The 22,005-nt window shown below is 71.7% G+C and carries 21 protein-coding genes, 1 pseudogene and 1 riboswitch; of the genes and pseudogenes, 10 read left to right on the forward strand and 12 right to left on the reverse strand.

Going from position 1 to position 22,005, the window contains the following annotated elements:
• Positions 1-72: 72 nt before the first annotated feature.
• Positions 73-453 (reverse strand): hypothetical protein, encoded by a 381-nt coding sequence (locus ACFWJO_RS07470; protein ID WP_386863859.1) that lies wholly within the window; start codon positions 451-453, stop codon positions 73-75.
• Between the two features lie 38 nt (positions 454-491).
• Complete coding sequence (locus ACFWJO_RS07475; protein WP_386863930.1) at positions 492-1,436, reverse strand: glucosyl-3-phosphoglycerate synthase; 945 nt, start codon at positions 1,434-1,436, stop codon at positions 492-494.
• 121 nt (positions 1,437-1,557) lie between these two features.
• Positions 1,558-1,703, forward strand: a riboswitch (SAM riboswitch).
• Here ACFWJO_RS07475 and thrC point away from each other — a divergent pair.
• The 4 genes from thrC (at position 1,697) to groL (ending at position 5,914) form a co-directional block, all read left to right on the forward strand.
• Complete coding sequence (gene thrC, locus ACFWJO_RS07480) at positions 1,697-3,019, forward strand: threonine synthase (protein WP_386863860.1); 1,323 nt, start codon at positions 1,697-1,699, stop codon at positions 3,017-3,019. Its footprint overlaps the riboswitch before it by 7 nt.
• Positions 3,020-3,042: 23 nt before the next feature.
• Positions 3,043-3,321, forward strand: coding sequence for a MoaD/ThiS family protein (locus tag ACFWJO_RS07485; RefSeq protein WP_386863861.1), 279 nt, complete (start codon positions 3,043-3,045; stop codon positions 3,319-3,321).
• A 399-nt stretch (positions 3,322-3,720) separates the two neighbouring features.
• Complete coding sequence (locus ACFWJO_RS07490; protein ID WP_005315736.1) at positions 3,721-3,924, forward strand: cold-shock protein; 204 nt, start codon at positions 3,721-3,723, stop codon at positions 3,922-3,924.
• A gap of 367 nt (positions 3,925-4,291) precedes the next feature.
• Entirely contained in the window at positions 4,292-5,914 is a 1,623-nt protein-coding gene (groL, locus tag ACFWJO_RS07495) for a chaperonin GroEL (protein ID WP_128985003.1), read from the forward strand.
• Between the two features lie 90 nt (positions 5,915-6,004).
• Here groL and ACFWJO_RS07500 read toward each other — a convergent pair whose 3' ends face one another.
• Together ACFWJO_RS07500 and ACFWJO_RS07505 are read right to left on the reverse strand one after the other, a co-directional pair.
• The gene (locus ACFWJO_RS07500) at positions 6,005-7,666 is read right to left on the reverse strand and encodes a hypothetical protein (RefSeq protein ID WP_386863862.1); all 1,662 of its coding nucleotides are present in this window, start codon (positions 7,664-7,666) and stop codon (positions 6,005-6,007) included.
• Positions 7,656-9,305, reverse strand: a complete 1,650-nt coding sequence (locus tag ACFWJO_RS07505) for a hypothetical protein (RefSeq protein WP_386863863.1) — start codon at positions 9,303-9,305, stop codon at positions 7,656-7,658. Before ACFWJO_RS07505 ends, ACFWJO_RS07500 begins: the two co-directional genes overlap by 11 nt.
• A 247-nt stretch (positions 9,306-9,552) precedes the next feature.
• Between ACFWJO_RS07505 and ACFWJO_RS07510 the strand changes: the two genes are divergently transcribed.
• Positions 9,553-10,023 (forward strand): SRPBCC family protein, encoded by a 471-nt coding sequence (locus ACFWJO_RS07510; protein ID WP_386863864.1) that lies wholly within the window; start codon positions 9,553-9,555, stop codon positions 10,021-10,023.
• 89 nt (positions 10,024-10,112) lie between these two features.
• Here ACFWJO_RS07510 and ACFWJO_RS07515 read toward each other — a convergent pair whose 3' ends face one another.
• Positions 10,113-10,439, reverse strand: coding sequence for a deoxyxylulose-5-phosphate synthase (locus ACFWJO_RS07515; RefSeq protein WP_386863865.1), 327 nt, complete (start codon positions 10,437-10,439; stop codon positions 10,113-10,115).
• 83 nt (positions 10,440-10,522) lie between these two features.
• Here ACFWJO_RS07515 and ACFWJO_RS07520 point away from each other — a divergent pair, with 83 nt between their 5' ends.
• The gene (locus ACFWJO_RS07520; protein ID WP_386863866.1) at positions 10,523-10,897 is read left to right on the forward strand and encodes a VOC family protein; all 375 of its coding nucleotides are present in this window, start codon (positions 10,523-10,525) and stop codon (positions 10,895-10,897) included.
• Between the two features lie 33 nt (positions 10,898-10,930).
• Here the strand turns inward: ACFWJO_RS07520 and ACFWJO_RS07525 are convergent, their stop codons facing one another.
• The 3 genes from ACFWJO_RS07525 to ACFWJO_RS07535 all read right to left on the reverse strand — a co-directional run bounded on the left by ACFWJO_RS07525 (position 10,931) and on the right by ACFWJO_RS07535 (position 14,524).
• A complete protein-coding gene (locus ACFWJO_RS07525) occupies positions 10,931-13,090 on the reverse strand; it encodes a LamG domain-containing protein (RefSeq protein WP_386863867.1) in 2,160 nt (719 codons plus the stop codon).
• Positions 13,091-13,189: 99 nt separating this feature from the next.
• The gene (locus tag ACFWJO_RS07530) at positions 13,190-13,921 is read right to left on the reverse strand and encodes a class I SAM-dependent methyltransferase (RefSeq protein WP_386863868.1); all 732 of its coding nucleotides are present in this window, start codon (positions 13,919-13,921) and stop codon (positions 13,190-13,192) included.
• A gap of 183 nt (positions 13,922-14,104) precedes the next feature.
• A complete protein-coding gene (locus ACFWJO_RS07535) occupies positions 14,105-14,524 on the reverse strand; it encodes a hypothetical protein (RefSeq protein WP_386863869.1) in 420 nt (139 codons plus the stop codon).
• 135 nt (positions 14,525-14,659) lie between these two features.
• Between ACFWJO_RS07535 and ACFWJO_RS07540 the strand changes: the two genes are divergently transcribed.
• Positions 14,660-15,046, forward strand: coding sequence for a MerR family transcriptional regulator (locus ACFWJO_RS07540; protein WP_386863870.1), 387 nt, complete (start codon positions 14,660-14,662; stop codon positions 15,044-15,046).
• Here ACFWJO_RS07540 and ACFWJO_RS07545 read toward each other — a convergent pair.
• Positions 15,043-15,915, reverse strand: a complete 873-nt coding sequence (locus tag ACFWJO_RS07545; protein WP_386863871.1) for a transporter substrate-binding domain-containing protein — start codon at positions 15,913-15,915, stop codon at positions 15,043-15,045. The genes ACFWJO_RS07540 and ACFWJO_RS07545 overlap by 4 nt on opposite strands.
• Before the next feature lie 86 nt (positions 15,916-16,001).
• Between ACFWJO_RS07545 and ACFWJO_RS07550 the strand changes: the two genes are divergently transcribed.
• Entirely contained in the window at positions 16,002-17,588 is a 1,587-nt protein-coding gene (locus tag ACFWJO_RS07550; protein WP_386863872.1) for an alpha/beta hydrolase, read from the forward strand.
• A gap of 1 nt (position 17,589) precedes the next feature.
• Here ACFWJO_RS07550 and ACFWJO_RS07555 read toward each other — a convergent pair whose 3' ends face one another.
• The 3 genes from ACFWJO_RS07555 to ACFWJO_RS07565 form a co-directional block, all read right to left on the reverse strand.
• Positions 17,590-19,083 (reverse strand): PTS transporter subunit EIIC, encoded by a 1,494-nt coding sequence (locus ACFWJO_RS07555; protein WP_386863873.1) that lies wholly within the window; start codon positions 19,081-19,083, stop codon positions 17,590-17,592.
• Between the two features lie 121 nt (positions 19,084-19,204).
• Positions 19,205-20,137, reverse strand: a complete 933-nt coding sequence (gene murQ, locus ACFWJO_RS07560; protein WP_386863874.1) for an N-acetylmuramic acid 6-phosphate etherase — start codon at positions 20,135-20,137, stop codon at positions 19,205-19,207.
• A gap of 14 nt (positions 20,138-20,151) precedes the next feature.
• Complete coding sequence (locus ACFWJO_RS07565; RefSeq protein WP_386863931.1) at positions 20,152-21,150, reverse strand: MurR/RpiR family transcriptional regulator; 999 nt, start codon at positions 21,148-21,150, stop codon at positions 20,152-20,154.
• 114 nt (positions 21,151-21,264) lie between these two features.
• On the opposite strand from ACFWJO_RS07565, the gene ACFWJO_RS07570 reads away from it, so the two are divergent.
• Together ACFWJO_RS07570 and ACFWJO_RS07575 are read left to right on the forward strand one after the other, a co-directional pair.
• Entirely contained in the window at positions 21,265-21,621 is a 357-nt protein-coding gene (locus ACFWJO_RS07570; RefSeq protein WP_384410300.1) for a hypothetical protein, read from the forward strand.
• A gap of 13 nt (positions 21,622-21,634) precedes the next feature.
• A pseudogene (locus ACFWJO_RS07575) lies at positions 21,635-21,913 on the forward strand (DUF4031 domain-containing protein); the annotation flags it as partial.
• Between the last annotated feature and the right edge of the window lie 92 nt (positions 21,914-22,005).

The raw sequence follows: 22,005 nt of genomic DNA on the forward strand, positions 1-22,005 counted from the left end.
CAGGAACACCTGCCGGGAGACGGAGGGCCTTTCCCGCACGGGAAAGGCCCTCCGCGCATTCCCCGCGCCTGCTCAGTACTCTCTGCGCCCCCGCGTCGCCGCCACGGCCACCACGCCCGTCGCCGCGAGTGCCAGGCCCAGTGCGCCCAGCAGCCACAGGCGCTCGGTGCCGGCGTCGGTCTCCGCCATCGCGCCGCCGTTGGTGCCGGGCGGGCCGAGGCGTGGAAGCGCGGACGGCGTGTGCGCCGGGGACGGGGTGTACGTGCTCTGCGGGGCCGTCCGGCCGGTCTTGCCCAGGTCGGGCCTGGTGTCGCCAAGGTGGACGCCGGCTTCGCGCTTGCCGAAGGGCTCGACGACATCGGCGGCGGCCGGGCCGGCTCCGGCGAAGGACAGTGACCCGGCCACGAGACCCAGGGCGGCCGTCAGGATTCCCGTTTCAGTCTTGAACCGCATGAAACGGAAATTTAGGCAGAAAGGCGCATTATCGGGTGTTACGCCACGCGGCGGCGCTCCGCGTACTCCGCGATCTCCGTCATCGGCGGGCGCTCCTCCGTGTCCACCGGGTACGTCCGCGGTGCGAAGCCGTCCTCGCCCCGCTCGAACTGGGTCAGCCGCGGCCGTACGAGATGGCCGCGCGAGAGCCGCAGCTGCGCCGTCCGGTAGATCGCCGCCGCCATCCGGCCCAGGGCCTGGCCGTCCTGGTGGCGGTGCTTGCGCACTCCCACGTCCACCTGTGCGAGCGCGTCCAGGCCGACCGTGTGCAGCGCGTCCACGAGCAGACCCAGCTCCACCCCGTAACCGACCGGGAACGGCAGCCGCTCCAGCAGGGAGCGCCGCGCCGCGTACTCGCCGCCCAGCGGCTGCACGAAGCCGGCGAGGCGCGGCCAGTGCAGATTGAGGAGCGGCCGGGCCACCAGCTCCGTCACCCGCCCGCCCTGACCCGGTGCGTCGCCCAGCGGGCGGTCGTACATCGCCTTCACGAAGTCCACGTCCGGGTCGGTGAGCAGCGGGCCGACGATGCCCGTCACGAAGTCCGCCGAGAAGTCCCTGAGGTCCGCGTCCACGAAGCAGATGACGTCCCCGCTCGTCACCAGCAGTGACCGCCAGAGGACCTCGCCCTTGCCCGGCACCGCCGGTATCCGCGGCAGGATCGCGTCCCGCGCCACCACCCGCGCGCCGGCCGCCGCGGCCACCTCCGCCGTACGGTCCGTGGAGCCCGAGTCGATCACCAGCAGCTCGTCCACCAGCGGCACGGCCTCCGTCATCAGCTCGCGGCGGATCACGGAGACGATCGCGCCGACCGTCGCCTCCTCGTTCAGCGCGGGCAGCACCACGCTGACCTTCGTCCCGCGCTTCGCGGCGAGGACCCGCTCCAGCGGACGGTCGGCCACGGACCAGGACCGCCGGGCCAGCCAGCGCTCCACTTCTTCCAGCAACGTGATCTCCATCTCGCGGATCGGACGACCGTCTCGCCCGTCCAGGGCTTCGGTTACAGTCTTGAACAACGCGGATGCCCGATGCATGTCGGGGTGCCGCCCGCGTCTCACAATCGAATACCGCTCATCCAGAGGGGCAGAGGGAAACGGCCCGTTGAAGCCCCGGCAACCCTCCAGTCGGTCACTACTCGTCCTCCAGCGAGGTCCCCGACTAGGGAAGGTGCCAAATCCGTCTCATGGCGAAATGCGTCATGAGGAAGATGAGGAGAAAGGGCCTCGCCTCCATGGCTGTACAGACCGTCGCACCCGCTTCCCCGCAGACGACCCAGGTCGACCTCGGTCCCGCGTCCGGCCTCTCCTGCCGCGAATGCGGCGAGACCTTCGCGCTCGGCCCGATCTTCGCCTGCGAGCTGTGTTTCGGCCCGCTCGAAGTCGCCTATGACCTGCCGACCGGTGACCCCGAGGCGCTGCGCAGGCAGATCGAGGCCGGCCCGGCCAACATCTGGCGCTACGCCCCGCTGCTGCCCGTCCCGGCCGACGTCGCCGAGAAGCCCAACCTGAACCCGGGCTGGACCAAGCTCGTCCAGGCCGACAACCTCGCCCGCGAGATCGGCGTCGAGCCCGGCAAGCTGTTCGTCAAGGACGACTCCGGCAACCCGACCCACTCCTTCAAGGACCGGGTCGTCGCCCAGGCCATCGAGGCCGCCCGCGCCTTCGGCTTCACCACCCTCTCCTGCTCCTCCACCGGCAACCTGGCCGGCGCCGTCGGCGCCGCCGCCGCCCGGGCCGGCTTCCGCTCCTGCGTGTTCATCCCGCACGACCTGGAGCAGGGCAAGGTCGTCATGGCCGGTGTGTACGGCGGCGACCTCGTCGCCATCGAGGGCAACTACGACGACGTGAACCGCTTCTGCTCGGAGCTCATCGGCGACCCGCTGGGCGAGGGCTGGGGCTTCGTCAACGTCAACCTCCGCCCGTACTACGGCGAGGGCTCGAAGACGCTCGCGTACGAGATCTGCGAGCAGCTCGGCTGGGTCATCCCGGACCAGCTGGTCATCCCGATCGCCTCCGGCTCCCAGCTCACCAAGATCGACAAGGGTCTGCAGGAGCTGATCAAGCTCGGTCTGGTCGAGGACAAGCCGTACAAGATCTTCGGCGCCCAGGCCGAGGGCTGCTCCCCGGTGTCGGCCGCCTTCAAGGCCGGCCACGACGTGGTGCGCCCCCAGAAGCCGAACACCATCGCCAAGTCGCTGGCCATCGGCAACCCGGCCGACGGCCCGTACGTCCTCGACATCGCCCGCCGTACGGGCGGCGCCGTGGAGGACGTGAACGACGAGCAGGTCGTCGACGCGATCAAGGTCCTCGCCCGCACCGAGGGCATCTTCGCCGAGACGGCGGGCGGCGTGACCGTCGGCGTGACGCGCAAGCTCGTCGAGAACGGTCTGCTCGACCCCACGCTGACCACGGTCGTCCTCAACACCGGTGACGGCCTCAAGACCCTGGACGCCGTGGCCGACAGCTCGCAGGCGACCGCCACCATCCGCCCGAGCCTGGACGCGTTCCGCGACGCGGGCCTGGCCCACTGAATCCGAGAGGTACGAAGACAGCCATGGCCGTGAACGTCCGCATCCCCACCATCCTCCGCACCTACACGGGCGGCGAGGCCGAGGTGCCCGCCGAGGGCGCGACCCTCGCCGAGGTCATCGCCGACCTGGAGAAGAACCACACCGGCATCGCCGCCCGCGTCCTGGACGACCAGGGCAAGCTGCGCCGCTTCGTCAACGTGTACGTGAACGACGACGACGTGCGCTTCGAGCAGGGCCTGGAGACGGCGACGCCGGACGGCGCGGGCGTCTCGATCATCCCGGCGGTCGCCGGCGGCTGCTGAGCCCTACCCGCGGGTACCTGAGATATCTGAATTGCCCCTTCCGCGAGAGAAAGCGGAAGGGGCAATTCTGCATGGTTGAGCGCGGTAGAGTTGGGGAAGTCCCCTCCGCTGCTCATGCCAGACGCATATGAGAATGCGTCCGCGCACGACAAGAAGCAGCCAAAGTGCCCGTGCCTTGTGTACCTTCTGCGCTTTTTGCCGGGCCCGACTTGCCCCGTAATCCTGGGGATTCTCCCCAATTCCCCTTTCCGGGCTGCCCAGAATTCTCGTCCGATTGACCTGTTGCAGAGGGCAGTTGGGCAGATACATTCAGCCGCGGTCGACGCGTTCCGGCGCAGGGTCTGACCCGGGTCCGCGAAGTGCGGTCCCGCGCAAGGGCCAGTAATAGGGGAGTTAGGCATGGCTCAGGGCACCGTCAAGTGGTTCAACGCGGAGAAGGGCTACGGCTTCATCGCGGTCGACGGTGGTGCGGATGTTTTCGTCCACTACAGCGCGATCCAGATGGACGGGTACCGCACCCTCGAAGAGGGTCAGCGGGTCGAGTTCGAGATCTCGCAGGGCCAGAAGGGTCCGCAGGCGGACATGGTCAAGCTCGCCGTCTGAGCGCGGCGCGATCGGCCACCGACGCACTTCCGTCGAGGGGCCCGCATCCTGACCGGGATGCGGGCCCCTCGCGCGTTTCCCGGCGGGTGCCGGCCGCCGGGTCCGCCCGGGGCTCGCGCGGATGGCCTGTCGTGTCCGGGGCCTGTCGCGTCCGGGGCTCTCGATCTGCGGGAGTCGCTTGCACTCTCCTAGGGCGAGTGCTAATCATTGGCGTTAGCACTCTGAAGGTGAGAGTGCTTACGAGGATCGGGCAGACGAGGTCGCGGACCGAGTGGGGAAGGAACCACGAGGAGCGCGGGCCGTCCGTCGCGGGCGTCGGCGCGGTCCAGGAGCGTTATCCACCCCATGTCCGGGAGGACCACTTCACATGGCCAAGATCATCGCGTTCGACGAGGAGGCCCGGCGCGGTCTCGAGCGCGGCATGAACCAGCTCGCTGACGCCGTCAAGGTCACCCTCGGCCCCAAGGGCCGCAACGTCGTCCTCGAGAAGAAGTGGGGCGCCCCCACGATCACCAACGATGGTGTCTCCATCGCCAAGGAGATCGAGCTCGAGGACCCGTACGAGAAGATCGGCGCCGAGCTGGTCAAGGAAGTCGCCAAGAAGACGGACGACGTCGCCGGCGACGGTACGACCACCGCCACCGTCCTCGCCCAGGCCCTGGTCCGTGAGGGCCTCCGCAACGTTGCCGCCGGCGCCAACCCGATGGCCCTGAAGCGCGGCATCGAGAAGGCCGTCGAGGCCGTCTCCGGTGCGCTGCTCGACCAGGCCAAGGAGGTCGAGACCAAGGAGCAGATCGCCTCCACCGCCTCCATCTCCGCCGCCGACACCCAGATCGGCGAGCTCATCGCCGAGGCCATGGACAAGGTCGGCAAGGAAGGCGTCATCACCGTCGAGGAGTCCCAGACCTTCGGTCTGGAGCTGGAGCTCACCGAGGGCATGCGCTTCGACAAGGGCTACATCTCGGCGTACTTCGCGACCGACATGGAGCGCATGGAGGCCGCGCTCGAGGACCCGTACATCCTCATCGTCAACTCCAAGGTGTCCTCGGTGAAGGACCTGCTCCCGCTCCTCGAGAAGGTCATGCAGTCGGGCAAGCCGCTGCTGATCATCGCCGAGGACGTCGAGGGCGAGGCCCTGTCGACCCTGGTCGTCAACAAGATCCGCGGCACCTTCAAGTCCGTCGCCGTCAAGGCCCCGGGCTTCGGCGACCGCCGCAAGGCCATGCTGAACGACATCGCCATCCTCACCGGCGGCACGGTCATCTCCGAGGAGGTCGGCCTCAAGCTCGAGAACGCCGGCCTGGACCTGCTGGGCCGCGCCCGCAAGGTCGTCATCACCAAGGACGAGACCACCATCGTCGACGGTGCCGGTGACAGCGAGCAGGTCGCGGGTCGCGTGAACCAGATCCGCGCCGAGATCGAGAACTCCGACTCGGACTACGACCGCGAGAAGCTCCAGGAGCGCCTGGCGAAGCTCGCCGGTGGCGTCGCCGTCATCAAGGCCGGTGCCGCGACCGAGGTCGAGCTCAAGGAGCGCAAGCACCGCATCGAGGACGCCGTGCGCAACGCGAAGGCGGCCGTCGAGGAGGGCATCGTCGCCGGCGGTGGCGTGGCCCTGCTGCAGGCCTCCTCCGTCTTCGAGAAGCTCGAGCTGGACGGCGACGAGGCCACCGGTGCCAACATCGTCAAGCTGGCCCTGGAGGCCCCGCTGAAGCAGATCGCCGTCAACGGTGGTCTCGAGGGCGGCGTCATCGTCGAGAAGGTGCGCAACCTGCCCGTCGGCCACGGCCTGAACGCCGCGACCGGTGAGTACGTCGACATGATCGCCGAGGGCATCATCGACCCCGCCAAGGTGACCCGTTCCGCGCTGCAGAACGCGTCCTCCATCGCGGCCCTGTTCCTCACCACCGAGGCCGTCATCGCCGACAAGCCGGAGAAGGCCGCCGCGCCGGCCGGCGGCGGCATGCCGGGCGGTGACATGGACTTCTGATCCTGAGGGATCGGATCTCCTGAGCAACGCCGAAGGGCGGCACCCGAGAGGGTGCCGCCCTTCAGTGTTTCCGGGACTTACGGAAGAGGCTCAGCGGACGTCGACCCAGTCCTGGCCGCTGAACGTCTGGAAGTGGGTGCCGTCACCGTAGTAGCGGATCTGGTACCAGCCGTCGGCGGTCGCCGTGGTCTTCAGCGAGACCGCGCCCGTCGAGGAGGACTTGCCGGAGGCGACCTGCTTCCAGGTGGTCGTGCCCCACTTCTTGTACCAGATGCTCACCGACTGCGAGCCGAGACCGCGCCAGGCGCCGCTGGTGTACTGCTGGAGCGAGCCCGTGACCGTGATCGTCGAACCCTTGGCGACGGGGTCCGGGGAGGCCTTGAGGCCGGTGACGCGGGTCTCGGTGCGGACGACGTAGAAGGGCTTGCTGACGGACTCGGCGTACTGGTCGGACTCCAGGTGCCGGAGCCGGAACCAGCCGCCCTTGCTCCAGGTGCCGATGACGAAGGGGTTGCGTATGTTCGAGTAGAAGCTCGTCGAGGCGACCTTCTTCCATCCGGTCTGCCCGTCCGGTGACTGCTCCAGGATCACCGTCTGCTGCGACGAGGTGCCCGACCAACTCTCGTACGGGGAGCGGAACTCGCCGTACACGGTGAGGCGGGCGTCGGTGCCGAGCTTGTAGCCCACGACGGAGGTGCGCGAGTCCAGCGGCATCACGAGCGGGCCGCTGACGGTCGAGATGCCCTGGAACCAACTGCCCGAAGAGACCGTCCAGCCGCTCGAGTCCCGGCTCGGTGCCGCCACCAGCTGCACCGTGAACTTGCCCTCCGCGTCCGTGAGCACGGTCTTGGACAGGCCGCCGCCGAGCTGCGCCTTGAGCGGTTCGTTCGGCAGCGGGGCCTCGGCGTTCTCCGGATCGGTGAGCCGGCCGGTAAGAGTGACCGTTTCGCCGTTCGTCGCGCGCGTCTTGTCGGCGGTGACCTGGAGCCGCATCCACTTGGCCTTCAGGTCCGCGGCCGGGCTGCCGTACTGGAAGGTGCTGCCGTGCACCTTCGCGGTGTCACCGCTGTACGTCGCGTAGAAGTGCTCGTAGCGCGTGGCCAGCTCGACCGGCGCGCCGGCGAACTCGCCGGTGACGGTCGTGTCGGCGGAGCCGACGGTCTCGCCGTCCGGCCCGCCGCGCTGGTACGAGACCTTCGCCTCGGGGATCACGACCTCGTCGCCCGAACCGGGCTGGATACCGACCAGCTTGCCCTGCGGACGCAGGTACGGGTCCGCCCAGCTGGGGGTGCCGAGGTGGAAGTCCTTCAGGCGCGGCTTCAGCGTGAAATCGAGCGTGCCCGCGTCGGTGCGGGTCACGGTGTTGCCGAGCGAGTCGGTGGCGGTGACGTCGATCGCGTACTTGCCGAGCTCCGGGATGGAGCCCTGGTCCTCCACCAGCTTGAGCGTCGCCTCGGCCGGTACGGAGAACGTGCCCTTGTACGACTGGCTTTCCACCAGCGCCGGGATGTCGGCGAGGACGGTGTCGCCCTGCCGGACCTTGGCGGACACCGCGGTGACGGTCGCCTGCGGCGCGTCCGTCCACGCGGTCACCTGGAAGCTGCCGCGCTCGGCGTCGTTGGTGAGCGCACGGCCGATGCCCACGGGGCTCGCGGCGGGAGCGTCCTCGGCGAAGGCCGGGCCGGCCGCCGCGCCCAGGGTGAGCGCCGTGACGAGGGAGACGGCGGAGAGCCGTCGGAGGTCAGAGCGCATCGACGTAGATCTCCCTCGACTCGCTGTAGAAGTAGCCGTTCTTTTCCTGCCACACCAGGGCCCACGTGCCGTCGCCGTAGTTGGTGGTGCTGAAGCTGAAGTTGCCGTAGGAGTTGGTCGGGATGTCCTTCTTGGCCCAGTACCACGCGTCCTCGGGGTCACCCTTGAACCGGAAGACCAGCGTCAGGCGCGCGCCCGGCATGGCCTTCCAGACGCCGTTGACCTTCTGCTGCACCAGACCCTTGACGGTCATGCTGCCGCCGGTGCGCGGACGCGAGGGGCTGATGGTGACGTTGACGATCCGGGTCGGGATCCGGGACAGGCGGACCGGGGTGCTCGTCTTGGCGACGAAACGATCCGTCTCCGGGTGGTAGACCCGGTACAGGGCGTTCTCGTAGCCCCAGACGTTGAAGTCGTACGCGCAGGCGGAGTTCACCGGCATGGACTTCATCTGGCCCCAGGTGCGCCCGCCGTCCAGGGAGACCTGGAGGGCGACCCAGTCGGGCTTCACGTCGCAGTAGCCGGTGCCCAGCCGGCCGCGCACGTTGAGCTCGCCGAACTGGCTGAGCGTCTGCGCGGTCGCGGTGAACGAGAACTGCTGCGGCACCGCGAGCGGGGCCATGTCGGTCGGACGCTCGTTGCCCTCGCCGTAGTACACGGAGGGACGCAGGCCGGTGTAGGCGCCGGTCGTCGAGTACTGGACCCGCGACAGGTAGGAGAAGGAGCCGTCCTGGAGCGAGGTGCCGGAGCCGATCTCGTCCTTGAGGACACGGTCGTACGACAGCGGCTGCGTGCCGGTGGTGACCACCGGGGCGCCGCCGAAGCCCTTCCAGCCGTCCTCCGTCAGGCGCTCGACGCGGCCGGAGATGGTGACGTCCGTGCCGGCGTTGACGCGGTACTTGCTCGCGTCCGAGGTGATCCGGTACGTGAGCTTCTCGACGCCCACGGCGGGCACCTGGCGCGCGGCGTCCGGGTCGACCTCGGTCGTGGCCTGGACCTCGGCGGTGCCGCCGGTGATCTTCGCGTCCGGCGTGACGGGCAGCGAGAAGGCGCCGTCGGCCACCGTGGTGGCGGTGGCGGTCCTCGTCTTCGGCAGGCCGTAGGCGTCCGTCAGGTTCAGCGTGACCTTCACCGAGGTGCCCTCGGCGGCGGGCGTGCGCTCGCCGGTGGCCGGGTTCCAGGTGGTGGCCTTGCCGGACAGCGTGACGTCACGCTGGTCGAAGGTGGTGGTCGCGCGGTCGAAGGCGACCGAGGAGACACCGGTGTGCAGCTTGTAGCCGAAGGACCCGCCGGTCCAGCGCGTGACGAGGCCGCCCGGGAGGCGGTACTCGACGGCGAGCGGGTAGTCGCCGAAGGCGGTGCCCTCGGGCAGCTTGATCGGAGCGTCGGTCGTCCAGGCGTAGGTGCCGGTGGCCGAGAGCTCGTCCGTCGAGGCGAGCACGGCGGCGTCCGGGGCGCTGGAGGCGAGGACGCTCACCTTCACCCAGAGCGCGGTGCTCGGCAGCCCCCCGAGGGTCAGCCGGCCGTCGTCCAGGGTGGTCGTCTGCGTGACGGTGGCCGCGTACGCGGCCGGAGCCGCGACGACGGCCGGCAGGGCGACGCCTGCCGAAAGTGCGAATACGGTTGCCGCACGTACCAAGGCATGCGGCAGCGTGCGCGTTGAGCGCATCTGGTGGACCCCCCACAGGTCGGAAGAGCGGCGCGTTGGAAATACGCAGGCCGCGTGGGAGCACGATAGCGCTTGACGGTTGAACGTGTTCACTGGATTCCCCGTTCGCCCGGGCAGTCCGCCGGGTTCATCCTGAGGAGAGGGAATCGCGACAGGAAAATCAGGAGAAGGAATCGGCCCCGTTACGGCGACGCGCATACGCACACGGGAGGATCCGATGATCACGCTGCTGACCACGCCGGCCGACCGCGAGCTGGTCATCACCCGCACCTTCGACGCCCCGGTGGAGCGGGTCTGGGAGGCGTGGACGCGCCCCGAGCACGTACGGAAGTGGTACGGCGTCGCCGCGCTGACCATGTCGGTCTGCGAGATCGACCTGCGCCCGGGCGGAGCGTGGCGCTGGGGCCAGCGCACCCCCGACGGCCAGGAGATCGTCTTCTCCGGCGTGTACGAGGAGATCGTCCCGGGCGAGCGGCTCGTCTACTCCGAGACCTTCGAGCAGATGCCGGGCGCGGAACCGGTCCGCGTGACCCTTTCCTTCGACGCCACCCCCGACGGCGGCACGGCTCTGACCAGCACGTCCTTCTGGCCGACGACGGAGATCCGCGACCAGGCACTGGCGGCGGGCATGGAGGCGGGCGTACGGGAGGAGTACGACCGGCTGGCGGAGCACCTGCGCACGATGTGAGGGGGCGGACGGGCCTGCCGGGGCGGACGGGCGTACGGGCCGGATGGGGACAGGCCGAGCGGCGGACGGGCCCGAGCGGCGGGCGGGCCCTACATGTTCGCGCGGAGAAGGGCCTTGGCCATGGGCTCGCCGGTGCGGCGGGCGTACGCGGTGCGTTCCTTCACCTCGCGCAGGGTGCGCGGGCGCCAGCCGGGGCCGCCGCAGCAGCTCTTGTGGAAGCGGATCCCTGCGTTCAGGACGACGGACAGCGCCCGCCAGGCATCCCGGTCGCGGCGCCGCGGCGGCTGGAACGCCGAGCCCGCGTGGATCATCACGCGCGCGCAGCGCGGACAGTGCCGCTCGCGCTCGGGCCCGTAACCCTGCTTGTACGAGGCCCGGCACGGGAGGCACACGTACGAGGTCTTCGTGTAGCTCATGGAGGCAGGGTAGGCGCGGGGGCGGCCGGGAAGCAGCGGGATTTTCGCGGCGGGCGGGGAGCGCCGTCCCTAGGCTGGGGATCATGGAGCTCTCCGCGATCACCCTCGACTGCGCCGACCCGCTCGCCCTCGCCGAGTTCTACCACCGGGCGACCGGGCTCCCGCTGCACCCCGCGAACCACGCCGACTTCGCCGCCGTACGACGCGAGGGCGGGCTGATGATCGGCTTCCAGCGCGTCGACGACTACCGCCCGCCGCGCTGGCCCGGCCAGGACGCGCCGCAGCAGCTGCACCTGGACTTCGACGTGGACGACCTGACGGAGGCGGAGGCGCGCCTGCTGTCCCTGGGGGCGGCCAGGGCCACCCACCAGCCGGACCCGGAGCGGTTCCTCGTGCTCACGGATCCGGCCGGTCACCCGTTCTGCCTGTGCCCGCGGAGGGCCCGGGCGGCGGGCTGAGCGCTCAGGGGGTCAGCCCGTGCACAGGCGGGGTCAGCCCATGCACAGGCAGGGCTCGGTCTCCCCACCCAGGCCGGTGATGTCGCCGTCCTGCAGAGCGCCCTCGTAGGCCTGGATCTCGTCGACGTCGCCCTTCAGGTACTCGCCCCAGCCGTCGGCGGTCCGGCCGCGGCCCACCGTGAGAGCCCCCGTGCTCTTCCAGCCGTTGGGGAGGTGGGTGGTCGCCCCGGCGTTGGTGTAGCCGTCGGCGTACAGCTTGAGCGTGTCGGTCGCGTCGTCGTAGACCACCGCGAGGCGGGTGCCCCATCCGCTGCTGCCGGATGGCATCTCGACCTGGGAGACGACCTTCTCGGGCGCGCCGGTCTCGTCCCGCTCCGGCACGATCAGCTGCCATGAGTACGTCGAGGGCTCGTAGCGCAGCTTGAACGCGTCGGTGTGCTCACCGGCCTGCGAGAGCACGGTCATCGGCCGCGTCGCGTCCTCGTCGGCGATTCGGACGAGTACGCCGATGGTGAAGCTGTTCCCGGTGTCGACGACGGGGCCGTCGGTGGCCGCGTGACCGGTGCTGCCGTCGAGGCGCAGGTTGCCGTCGCCGACGAGTGGCGGCGGCTGGTAGGTGCAGTCGGGGTCGATGTCGGGGATGCAGTTGTTGTTCGTGTTCCGGTAGATCGTCGCGCCGGGCGTGAGCTTCAGCGGCGCGCCGCCGTTCTGCTCCGGAGTGACACCGTCGGCCTCGGTGCTGAACGACCAGTGGCCGAGGAGCTTCGGCTTGCGGCGAGCGAGTTCGGTTACCTCCGACGGTACGACGAGCCGGTCGTAGGCCCGGACATCGCCGATGTCGCCGTTCCAGCGGTGCTTGTGGCCCGTCTTGGAGAAGACACGGCCGATCTGGAACGCACCATCGGCCGCGGCCGGTGTCGCCTTGACCTTGGTGCCGACCTCATGGCCGTTGACGAACAGCTGGGCGTAGCCCGTCTCCGTGTCGTAGAGCCCGAGCAGGTAGGCCCACTCGCCGGTCTCCGGCGCGCCGCCCGTGACCTTGGCGTCGCCGATGGCGAAGCTCCACGCCGCGGCACCGCTGTCCGGTACGTCGAGGCCCAGGGTGTAGGCCGCCCCGTCGGCGGCGTCCTGGCTCGCCACGGTCATCGTGCGGCCGGTCTCGGCCGGGCGGACCCAGGCACCGACGGCGAAGGTCTTGCCGGCGCCGGTGCCGACCGCCGGGGTGTCCGTGGTGAGGTAGGCGTGGCTGCTGCCGTCGAGGGCGGCAGTGGAGGTGAGCGAGGTGCCGGAGGGCACGGGCCCGCCGAAGGTCACACCGCTGCCGGCCTCGGCCGGCTTGCCCGTCTCGGCGGCGGCGGTGGTGGATCCGGCCGCGTCGGCGAGCTTCCACTCGGAGACGGGCGCGCTCGCCGCCTTCGGGTAGAACGTGTAATACGTGGTCGAGCTCCTCCGCCCCGAACGGTCGACGGCGTACGCCTCGACGCGCTGCGGCGAGCTGCTCAGCGGGGCGAAGCGGAACGTGGCCGGCCCGCCGAGTTCGGCCGGACGGACGACGACCTCGTACGGGCCACCGATGAGCCCGTAGCGGTACTCCCGGACGTCGGGCGAGGGGGAGTCCAGGGTGAAGCTGCCGTAGACGCCGACTCCGCCGACCCGCCACGTGTCCGCGGGGTATTCGGGCGAGCTGACGACCGGAGCTTCGGGGCTCTTGTTGTCGTAGACGAATCGGCAGGCCGCGCCGGGGGCCTCGGAGCTCCAGGCGCCGTTCACCGTCCCGTCGTTGGCGCGGACGCGCCAGGAGATCACGGTGTCGGCCGGGATGTCGGACGGCACGGTGACGCGGTGGATGCGGCCCGTGTCCTGCGGATACGTGGTGAGGGTGCGGCGCTGCTCGGTGCCGTCCGCGGCCGTCCACCAGATCTCGAACTCGCCGGTGAGCCGGTCCGGGTATCCGATCCGGTCGTCCTCGGCCGGGTCGGCGAGCAGGGCCGTGAGGGCCGGCGGCTCGCCGGTGTAGGTCGGCTCGGCGCCGGTCGCGCACGGCTTGAAGTTGGTCTGCAGGTCCTGCACGAGCGGCTGCTTCGGCGGCAGGTTGTCCACCGCGTACGCCGTTCCTGGCGCGGCGACGCCCACCCCCACGACCGTGGCGAGGCAGCTGCCCAGCAGCGCGGCTCTGGCGCCGGCTCTTCTCATGGCTGACAAGTACGTGTCCCTCCCCTGTGGCGCTCGGGCCTGGTGACGGACCGAGCGCCAGGAGGCTAACAGCGGGCGCTGACGCTGCCGACCGAGTTTCTAGGGGCGGCGGAAGAGGGCCGTCCAGAGGAATGATTCGCCGAAGTGGGGCGAGTCGGAGGGTTCGTCGTGCATGCGGCGCAGGGAGAGTTCGGTGAGGCCGCCGGCCGCGTCGGTGAAGAGGGCGCGCAGGGCGTCCGCGGTGTAGGCGAGGCCGCCGTGGAGGGTGGCGTCGCGGTAGAAGGCGGCGTCGGGGAGTTCGGAGCCCATGCCGCCGGGGCCCGCGGCGAAGCAGGTGAGGGAGAAGTGGCCGCCGGGGGCGAGGTGGCGGTCGAGGAAGGCGAGGTAGCTGACGCGGCGGTGCGGCGGCAGGTGGTGGAAGCAGCCGGAGTCGTGGATCAGGTCGTACGGGCCCCGGTCGCCCACCAGGCCGTCCGTCGTGAACGCGTCGCCGTGGAGGAAGCGGACGTTGTCCAGGCCCGCCTCGCTCGCCCGTTCCCGCGCCCAGGCGAGCGCGCCCGCGGACAGGTCCACCGCGTCGACCTCGAAGCCGCGGGCCGCGAGGTGGAGCGCGTTGCGGCCTGGGCCGCAGCCGAGGTCGAGCGCGCGGCCGCCGGTGGGCAGCAGCCCGGCGTCGAGGTGGCCGGCCAGGTTCTCGTCCGGCTTGTCGACGAAGAACGGGACCGGCCGCGAGCGGTCCTCGTAGAACTCCTGCCACTTGTCGGCGTCCTCCGCGAACAGGCCGTCCAGCAGGCGGAGTACGTCCTCGGCGGTACGGGTCGTGCGGTCCATGCGGATCCCCTTCCGTGTCGGGGAAACGCTACGGGAGTGAGAGGTGAAAGCCCAGGTCAGAGGGGGCGTGGTGGGTTGCGGGCGGGGCTGTGCGGGGGCCTTGGCGGGCGTACGCGAACGGGTGCGGGTCCCCGGCTCCCCGGGGTGCGGGACAGGGGCCGGGAGAGGGCTTCGCGGGCCGTCTCAGGGGGTTTCCGGGCGGAGGCGGGGACGGTTTCTCCACGCGTCCGGCCGTGCCCACGGGACGAGTTGGGCCAGGCCGAACGCCACCTCGACGGCGAGGAACAGCCCCACCACGGCGGCCGCGCCGTGCGCCAGCGCGTACGCCTGCCAGGTCGCGAACAGCACGCGCGCGACGCCGTCGAGGAAGCCGTGGAGGGGCAGTGGCCGCAACACCCGGAGCAGGGCCCACACCACGACGACGGAGCCCATGAGGTTCGCGTACAGGACCGGGATCGGGCTGCCCTCGGGCAGCGGCCCCAGCGACAGGGCCTCGTGGAGCAGGGCGTACGTCCACGGGGTCACGAAGGCGGCCGTGACGACGAGGTCGTACCAGGCGCTCGTACGGACGAGGAGGAGGTAGGGGCGGGAATCAGTGGTCATGCCGGCGACGCTAAACACTGGACCACGGTCCAAGGTCAAGCCCGAGGCCCCGAGGCCCCGGTGCCCCGAGTCACCCGCTCCGGCGTCGGCCTGGACCCGAGCCCGAGACTAAGTCCGAGCCCTTCGAGGAGACGCATGCTCATCGGCGAACTCGCCGCCGCGACCGGCATGGCGCGCGACACCATCCGTTTCTACGAGAAGCGCGGCCTCGTCACCGGCGAGCGCCGCCCCAACGGCTATCGCGACTTCCCGCCGGAGACCGTGCCCTGGCTCCTCTACGTCCGTACTGCCCAGACCCTCGGCTTCTCGCTCGCGGAGATCGCCCGCATCGGCGCGGAACTGCGGGACGCGCCGGACAGCGCGGAGCGGCTCTCCGCGCTGTTCGAGGAGAAGATCCGGGTCGTCGACGAGCGGATGGCCGAACTGGAGAAGCTGCGCGGCGAGTTGGAAGCGCGGGTCGGCGAGGGGTGCCCGCTGGCCGCCTCCTCGGCAACACCCCCGCGGAAGCCGGACATCCCCTAGGCGGGCGGCGCGAGCAGCGTCGGGTCCTGGCCGGCGCGGCGGAGGGCGTCCTCGACGAAGCCGTTGGCCTTCAGTTCCTCCACCGTGGCGCGCAGGAAGGCGACGGTCTCCGGGGACCGGGACGCGGTCGTGCCGACCGCCTGGCGGATCTGCATGAAGCGCTCGTCGAGGAGCCGGACCTCCGGGTGGGCCGCGGCGTACGCGGTCATCGGCTGGCGGATGCCCGCGCCCGCCTCCAGGCCCTGCTCGGCGAAGGTGTCGACGCCCTCCGCGCCCCGGACGACCGTGGCGTGCCGCAGGGTGCGGGTGAGGTGGAGGTCGTAGGCGGAGCCCGCCTTCACGCCGACGCGCACGCCCGGCGCGTCCACGTCCTCCGGGGTCTTCAGGGCGGAGTCGCGCGGCACCACGTACACGCCCTCGATGACGACGTACGGGGCGGTGAACGCCACCTCCGCCTCGCGCGCCGGGTCGACGGCCAGGAAGCAGAGGTCGGCGCGGCCGGTCGCCATCGCCTCGTACGACTTGCGGGCCGCGTCGAAGCAGAGCAGCTCCACGGGTACGCCGAGCCGGGCGCCGATCTCGCGGGCCAGGTCCACGGTGATGCCGCCGGGGGCCTCGGGGGTGCCCTGGGCGAGGACCGGGTTGCCGAGGTTGATGGAGGCGCGCAGGGTCCCGGTCGGCGCGAGGTCGGCGGCGAGGGCGGCGGCGGCCGTGACGCGGGCGGAGTCGGAGCCGGAGTCGGAGCCTGAGCCGGAGCCGGCGGCGGAGGCAGCGGCGGAATCGGCGTCGGCGTCGGCGGCGGCATCGGCGTCGGAGGTGCGGGTGTCGGAGGCGGCTGCGTCGAGGTTGCGGGCGTCGGCGTCGGTCATGGGGCGGAGTCTAGGGGGACAGCCCCACCCCGTATCCGCGTGCCTGCCGGATGGGGAGCTGACGACAGATCAACAAGGCTTGCTGCATGACGACTTACGCAGGAATAGCGCTCACCCTCGCCCTTGCCACCGCCTCCGCCGGCTCCCTCGCCGCCCCTTCCCGCGGCCCGGCGCCCGCCGCCCCCTCGCCCGTCACGTCGACCCTTCCCTCGACCGTTCCCGGTCTCTCCTGGAGCGCGTGCGGGCCCGCCGGTCTCGGCCAGGAGTGCGCCACGCTCCGGGTGCCGCTCGACTACGCCGACCCTGACGGCCGGCAGGTCGAGCTGGCCGTCTCCCGGATCCGCAGCACCGAACCCGCGGCCCGGCGCGGCACCCTCCTCGTCGTGCCCGGCGGGCCCGGCAGCTCCGGTGTGCAGCGGCTGACCTCGAAGGGGCGGGCCCTGAAGAGGGAACTGGGCGGGGCGTACGACCTGGTCGCCTTCGACCCGCGCGGCGTCGGCGGCAGCACCAAGGCGCACTGCGGGCTCGCCGAGCGGGACCGGCACCTGGTGACCCTGCGGGCCTGGCCCGCCGCCGACGGCTCGATCGACGAGAACGTCGAACGTTCCCGCCGCGTCGCCGAGGCCTGTGCCCGTAACGGCGGCGCCGAACTGCGCGGCCTCACCACCGCCAACGAGGTCCGGGACATGGACCGGCTGCGGCAGGCGCTCGGCGAGGCGAAGCTGTCGGCGTGGGGCTCCTCGTACGGCACGTACGTCACCGCCCAGTACGCGCAGAAGTTCCCGCACCGCACCGACCGGGTCGTCCTCGACAGCAGCGCCGACCCGGACCCGAGGAAGGTCGCCCAGGGCTGGCTGGCCGGCATGGCGCGCGGCGCCGACGACCGGTTCCCCGACTTCGCGGCCTGGGCGGCGCACCCGGACCGCGCGCAGGACGGCCTGCGTCTCGCCGAACGCCCCGAGGACGTCCGACCGCTTGTCCTGGACCTCGCCGCCCGCCTGGACCGGCAGCCGAAGGCCTCGACGACGCCGGGCGTACCGCTGACCGGCAACCTGCTGCGGCAGGCGCTGCAGAACGCCCTCTACTCCGACGGCGCCTTCGCCGACTTCGCCCGCCTGGTGCGGCAGGCCCGCACCGGCGGCGAGACGCCCGCGCTTCCGCCCGCCCTGGCGGGCCCGATGCCCGACTCCGACGCGACCGTCACCATCGGCGTGATCTGCAACGACGTGAGGTGGCGCGGCTCCGTCCCCGCCCACCGGCGCGCCGTCGCCGCCGACCGCGCCGCCCACCCGCTGACCGCGGGCATGCCGGTCAACATCACCCCCTGCTCCTTCTGGAAGAGCAACCCTGGCGACCTTGGCAACCCCGGCAGCCCTGGCGACCTTGGCAACCCGGGAGACCCCGGCACCCCGGCCTCCCCGGCAGAGAAGCCGACCCGCATCACCGACGACGGCCCCTCCAACATCCTCATGATCCAGAGCCTCCGCGACCCGTCCACCCCGCACTCCGCCGGCCTGAAGATGCGCGAGGCCCTCGGCGCCCGCGCGCGCCTGGTCTCCGTCGACCGCGGCGGCCACGGCATGTACCTGAGCAACGGCAACGCCTGCGGCGACCGCACGGTCACCCGCTTCCTCCTCACGGGCGAGCGCCCGGCGGCCGATGTGACCTGCTGACTCAGGCCTTTGCGGGAGCGGCCGCCGGCTCCGGGTCCTCGGGGGCCGGTTGCGCCGTCTCCGGCCCCGGCGCCGGGGCCGCCTCCGTGTCCACGTTGAACTCCTCGATCAGCTCCTTGCCGAGGCCGAAGAAGTACGTGGCCGCGAAGCCCGCCGCGTACCCGACGAGCAGCCCGCCCGCGTAGATCGCGACGGTCTCGCCGAGGCCCTTGTTGCCGTCGAGGAGGGGGAAGAGGGCCCAGCCGGAGGGGCCGATGGCGGTGGAGCCGACCTTGTCGCCGAGCATGCTGAAGAGGCCGACGAAGCCGCCTCCGAAGGCGCCGCCGACGCAGGCGGTGACGAAGGGGCGGCCCAGGGGGAGCGAGACGCCGTAGATGAGGGGCTCGCCGACGCCGAGGAGGCCGGCCAGGAGGGCGGACCTGATGGTGCGACGGAGGGAGCCGTTGCGGGGGAGGCGTACGTAGACGGCCATGGCCGCGCCGACCTGGCCCGCGCCCGCCATCGCCAGGATGGGGAGGAGGACCGTGTAGCCCTGCTGCTCGATCAGGGTGGTGTGGATCGGGATGAGGGCCTGGTGCAGGCCCAGCATCACCAGCGGCAGGAACAGGCCGCCGAGGACGAGGCCCGCGCCCGCGCCGGCGTTCGCGAGGAGCCAGTCGGCGAAGTCGCCGATGGCCCGGGACACCTCGCCCGCCACGTACATCAGGCCGAAGACCGTGACCAGGCCGGAGACCAGGACCGTGAGCGTCGGGGTGACCAGGACGTCGAGGGACTCCGGGACCCGGCGGCGGCACCACTTCTCCACGTACACGGCCAGGACCGCCGCGCCCAGCGCGCCGAGCACGCCGCCCTGGCCGGGGGACAGGGGCCGGCCGAAGACCTCGATCTTCGCGACGCCCGCGAAGACGATGACGGACGCGACCGCGCCGCCGAGGATCGGCGTACCGCCGAACTCCTTCGCCGTGTTGTGGCCGACGAAGACCGCGATCAGCGCCATGAAGCCGCTCGCGATGGCGGCGAGCGCCGGGGTGATGCCGGGCAGCCAGCCGAGGTTGACGAGCAGGCCGTTGAGGCCGGCGATGATGCCGCAGCCGATGAGGGCGGGGATCAGCGGGACGAAGACGTTCGCGATCCGGCGGAGGAGGAGCTTGACAGGGGTCGCGTTCTTCGCCTTCTGGGCGGCCTTGATCGCCGCGCCCTGCGCCGCCAGGTCCTCCGCGGTGTGCTTCACGGCCGCTTCGGACACCAGGGCCTCGAACGCGGGTGTCACCCGCGCGACCGTGCCCGGGCCGAGGACGATCTGGTACGTGTCGTCCTCCACCACGCCCAGCACGGACGGCAGGGCCCTGAGGGCTTCCTCCTGGACGAGCGAGCGGTCCCGGAGGCCCAGCCGGAGGCGGGTCATGCAGTGGGCCACGGAGCTGATGTTGGCCGGCCCGCCGACGAGGGGGAGGATCGCGGCGGCGACGGCGCGGTTCTTGTCGTCTGTGCTCATGTGCGGTGGTGCCTTGCTGTGCGGTGGTGCCTTGGTGGGGGTGCCGGCCCGTGCCGTGGTGCGTGGGCGTGGTGGGGGCCCGTGCCGTGGTGCGGGCCCGTGCCGTGGTGCGTGCTCCTGCCTACGCGTGGAGTGCCGCGCGCAGGTGGCCCCGGGAGTCCTGCAGCCGCTGCTCGGCGGTCTTGGCATCGATGTCGGCGAGGATCATCAGGATCGCGGTCTTCACCTCGCCGTCGGCGTCGGCGAGCGCGGTCTCGATCTGCTCGTCCGGCGCTCCGGTGGCGAGGGCCACGATGCGGCGCGAGCGGGCCTGGAGCTTGTCGTTGGAGGCGCGGACGTCGACCATGAGGTTTCCGTAGGTCTTGCCGAGCCGGATCATGGTGATCGTCGAGATCATGTTGAGGACGAGCTTCTGGGCCGTGCCCGCCTTCAACCGGGTGGACCCGGTGAGCAGTTCGGGCCCGGTGACGACCTCGATGCCGTGTTCGGCGGCCGCGGCGAGCGCGCTGTCCGCGTTGCAGGACAGGCCGATCGTCAACGCCCCGGCCGCCCGGGCGTGTTCGACCGCGCCGACGGCGTACGGCGTACGGCCGGAGGCGGAGACGCCGACCACGGTGTCGTCGGCGGTCAGGCCGAGCGTGGTCAGGTCCTCGACCGCGAGGTCCTTCGAGTCCTCGGCGCCCTCGACGGACCTGACCATGGCGGAGGGGCCGCCCGCGATGAGGCCGACGACGTCGGAGGGGTCGGTGTTGAAGGTGGGCGGGCACTCGCTGGCGTCGAGGACGCCGAGCCGGCCCGCGGTGCCGGCGCCCATGTAGATCAGCCGGCCGCCGCGGGCCATCCGCTCGGCGGTGGCGTCGATCGCGGCGGCGATCGCCGGGAGCTGCCGGGCCACGGCGGCGGGGACGGTCTGGTCCTCGGCGTTCATCAGCGCGGCGATCTCGGCGGTGGGCAGCGTGTCGATCTCGGCGAGCTCGGGGCGGAAGGCCTCGGTGGTGAGGGTGGCCAGCTGGGCGCGCAGTTCGGCGTAGGCGGAGGCGGACCTGGTGGACATGGGTGGCGGCTCTCTCAGCGGGTGCGGGGGGAGTGGCGGTGTGCCAGGGCTTCGTACGAGGCCGCGAGGGCAGGGGCCGCCGTCTCGTACGTACGCTGGGTGACGCAGGTGAACAGGCAGTCCACGACCAGGAGTTGGCTGGTGCGGGACGACATGGCCGCGGGGCGCAGTTCGCTCTCGCGGGCGGTGGAGGTGGTCAGTACGTGGTCGGCGTACTGGGCCACCGGGCCGTCGGGGCGGCCGGTGATGGCGACCGTGGTGGCGCCGTGGTCGAAGGCGACGCGGAGCGGTTCTATGACGTCGCCGGTGGAGCCGGAGTGGGTGATGGCGATGGCGACGTCGCCGGAGCGCAGCTGTACGGCGTTGGTGACGGCGAGGTGCGGGTCGCTGTGGGCGTGCGCGATCAGGCCGATGCGGAGCAGCTTCTGGCCGAGGTCCTGGGCGACCAGGCCGGAGGCGCCGACGCCGTAGATGTCGATGCGGCGGGCGGAGGCGAGGGCGGCGACGGCGGCGCCGAGCTGGACGGTGTCGAGTCCGGCGGCGGTGTCGGCGAGGGTCTGCTGCTCGTCGTACGCGAGCTTGGCGACCACGTCGGCGACCGGGTCGTCGACGGCGATGTCGGCGGTGACGGAGGGGGCGCGGCCGGACTGCTGCTGGGCGGCGAGGCCGGCGAGGGCGAGGCGCAGGTCGCGGTAGCCCGGATAGCCGAGGAGGCGCGCGGTGCGTACGACGGTCGCCTCGCTGGTGCCGGTGAGCTCGGCGAGACCGGTGACCGTGAGGGCGGCGCAGCCGGCCGGGTCGCCGGCGACGGCTTCGGCGACCCGCTGCATGGAGCGGGTCATGGAGGGGGCGAGGGTCCGCACCTTGGCCGCGAGCGCGGCGGGCGCGGGCGGGGCCGGGGTGGTGGCCGCGGTGGTGGCGGCGGTGGCCGCGGTCGTGGCGGTGGGAGCACCGCCCGTTCCGCCGCCCGTCCCGTTGCCCGGCCCGCGGGCGTCGGTGAAACTTTCCTTCATGCCATGGGTCACATGTGAAAGATATTTTCGGCCGGAAGGGGCGTCAAGCCCTCGTCGGTCCCGTATCGCCGCAGGACATTGGTCCCCCGCCTGACCAGGGAGCAGAATGTGAACATGGACGACATCGACCCTCTGGAGCAGTCCCTCCATGCCGCCCGCGCCCTGGTCCTCGCCGACCTCGTGGCCCGCGAGGTCGCCATGGCCGAGGTCGTCTCGATGGTGGAGGACGCCGTCACCCACCGCCGCTGGTGGGTCGAGCAGTGGCCCGAGGGCCGGGCCTTCGTGGCCGGCCTGATAGCGCAGGACGTCCAGGACGCCCTGCTCGAACGGTACGGCCGCTGGCCGCTGTGCCCGGTCTGTTCCTCCGGCGACCCGCACGCCCTCGACGTCGAACCGGAGATGGGCCCGGACCCGCACTGGGTCTGCGGCAAGCAGGGAGTGGTGGTCGCCCCGGTGGGCGGCCTCACGTGACGGGGGCACGCGCGTGACGCTCTACATCGACCCGCCCACCTGGCCGGGTCACGGCCGCATGTGGTCGCACCTGGTCAGCGACGTCTCCTTCGAGGAGCTGCACGCCTTCGCCGCCGCCATCGGCTGCCCGCCCCGCGCCTTCGAGCGCGACCACTACGACGTGCCCTCCGACCACTACGCCGCCGCGGTCGCGGCCGGCGCGGTCGAGGTCGGCTCGAAGGAGATCGTCCGCCTCCTGACGGAGTCGGGGCTGGGGGGGGGGGAAGGAGAGGGGGGGGGGGGGGGGGGGCCCCCCCCTTCTTCCGGTGTGGGTCCCGTCGGAGGTGGTGGGCGAGCCCCCCCACCCCCCCCCTTCTGGGAAGCAACCCCCCCCCTTTCCACCCC

The organism is Streptomyces sp. NPDC127092 (assembly GCF_042722475.1).
Taxonomy (GTDB): Bacteria; Actinomycetota; Actinomycetes; order Streptomycetales; family Streptomycetaceae; genus Streptomyces.

Excerpts from the sequence above, each read along its gene's own strand:
- ACFWJO_RS07530 (WP_386863868.1), bottom strand. The coding sequence starts at position 13,921 with ATGGACCGCACGACCCGTACCGCCGAGGACGTACTCCGCCTGCTGGAC.
- ACFWJO_RS07510 (WP_386863864.1), top strand. The coding sequence starts at position 9,553 with ATGATCACGCTGCTGACCACGCCGGCCGACCGCGAGCTGGTCATCACC.
- ACFWJO_RS07490 (WP_005315736.1), top strand. The coding sequence starts at position 3,721 with ATGGCTCAGGGCACCGTCAAGTGGTTCAACGCGGAGAAGGGCTACGGC.
- ACFWJO_RS07565 (WP_386863931.1), bottom strand. The coding sequence starts at position 21,150 with ATGAAGGAAAGTTTCACCGACGCCCGCGGGCCGGGCAACGGGACGGGC.
- ACFWJO_RS07515 (WP_386863865.1), bottom strand. The coding sequence starts at position 10,439 with ATGAGCTACACGAAGACCTCGTACGTGTGCCTCCCGTGCCGGGCCTCG.
- ACFWJO_RS07500 (WP_386863862.1), bottom strand. The coding sequence starts at position 7,666 with ATGCGCTCTGACCTCCGACGGCTCTCCGCCGTCTCCCTCGTCACGGCG.
- groL (WP_128985003.1), top strand. The coding sequence starts at position 4,292 with ATGGCCAAGATCATCGCGTTCGACGAGGAGGCCCGGCGCGGTCTCGAG.
- murQ (WP_386863874.1), bottom strand. The coding sequence starts at position 20,137 with ATGTCCACCAGGTCCGCCTCCGCCTACGCCGAACTGCGCGCCCAGCTG.
- ACFWJO_RS07525 (WP_386863867.1), bottom strand. The coding sequence starts at position 13,090 with ATGAGAAGAGCCGGCGCCAGAGCCGCGCTGCTGGGCAGCTGCCTCGCC.
- ACFWJO_RS07550 (WP_386863872.1), top strand. The coding sequence starts at position 16,002 with ATGACGACTTACGCAGGAATAGCGCTCACCCTCGCCCTTGCCACCGCC.
- ACFWJO_RS07570 (WP_384410300.1), top strand. The coding sequence starts at position 21,265 with ATGGACGACATCGACCCTCTGGAGCAGTCCCTCCATGCCGCCCGCGCC.
- ACFWJO_RS07520 (WP_386863866.1), top strand. The coding sequence starts at position 10,523 with ATGGAGCTCTCCGCGATCACCCTCGACTGCGCCGACCCGCTCGCCCTC.
- thrC (WP_386863860.1), top strand. The coding sequence starts at position 1,697 with ATGAGGAGAAAGGGCCTCGCCTCCATGGCTGTACAGACCGTCGCACCC.
- ACFWJO_RS07485 (WP_386863861.1), top strand. The coding sequence starts at position 3,043 with ATGGCCGTGAACGTCCGCATCCCCACCATCCTCCGCACCTACACGGGC.
- ACFWJO_RS07535 (WP_386863869.1), bottom strand. The coding sequence starts at position 14,524 with ATGACCACTGATTCCCGCCCCTACCTCCTCCTCGTCCGTACGAGCGCC.
- ACFWJO_RS07540 (WP_386863870.1), top strand. The coding sequence starts at position 14,660 with ATGCTCATCGGCGAACTCGCCGCCGCGACCGGCATGGCGCGCGACACC.
- ACFWJO_RS07470 (WP_386863859.1), bottom strand. The coding sequence starts at position 453 with ATGCGGTTCAAGACTGAAACGGGAATCCTGACGGCCGCCCTGGGTCTC.
- ACFWJO_RS07555 (WP_386863873.1), bottom strand. The coding sequence starts at position 19,083 with ATGAGCACAGACGACAAGAACCGCGCCGTCGCCGCCGCGATCCTCCCC.
- ACFWJO_RS07545 (WP_386863871.1), bottom strand. The coding sequence starts at position 15,915 with ATGACCGACGCCGACGCCCGCAACCTCGACGCAGCCGCCTCCGACACC.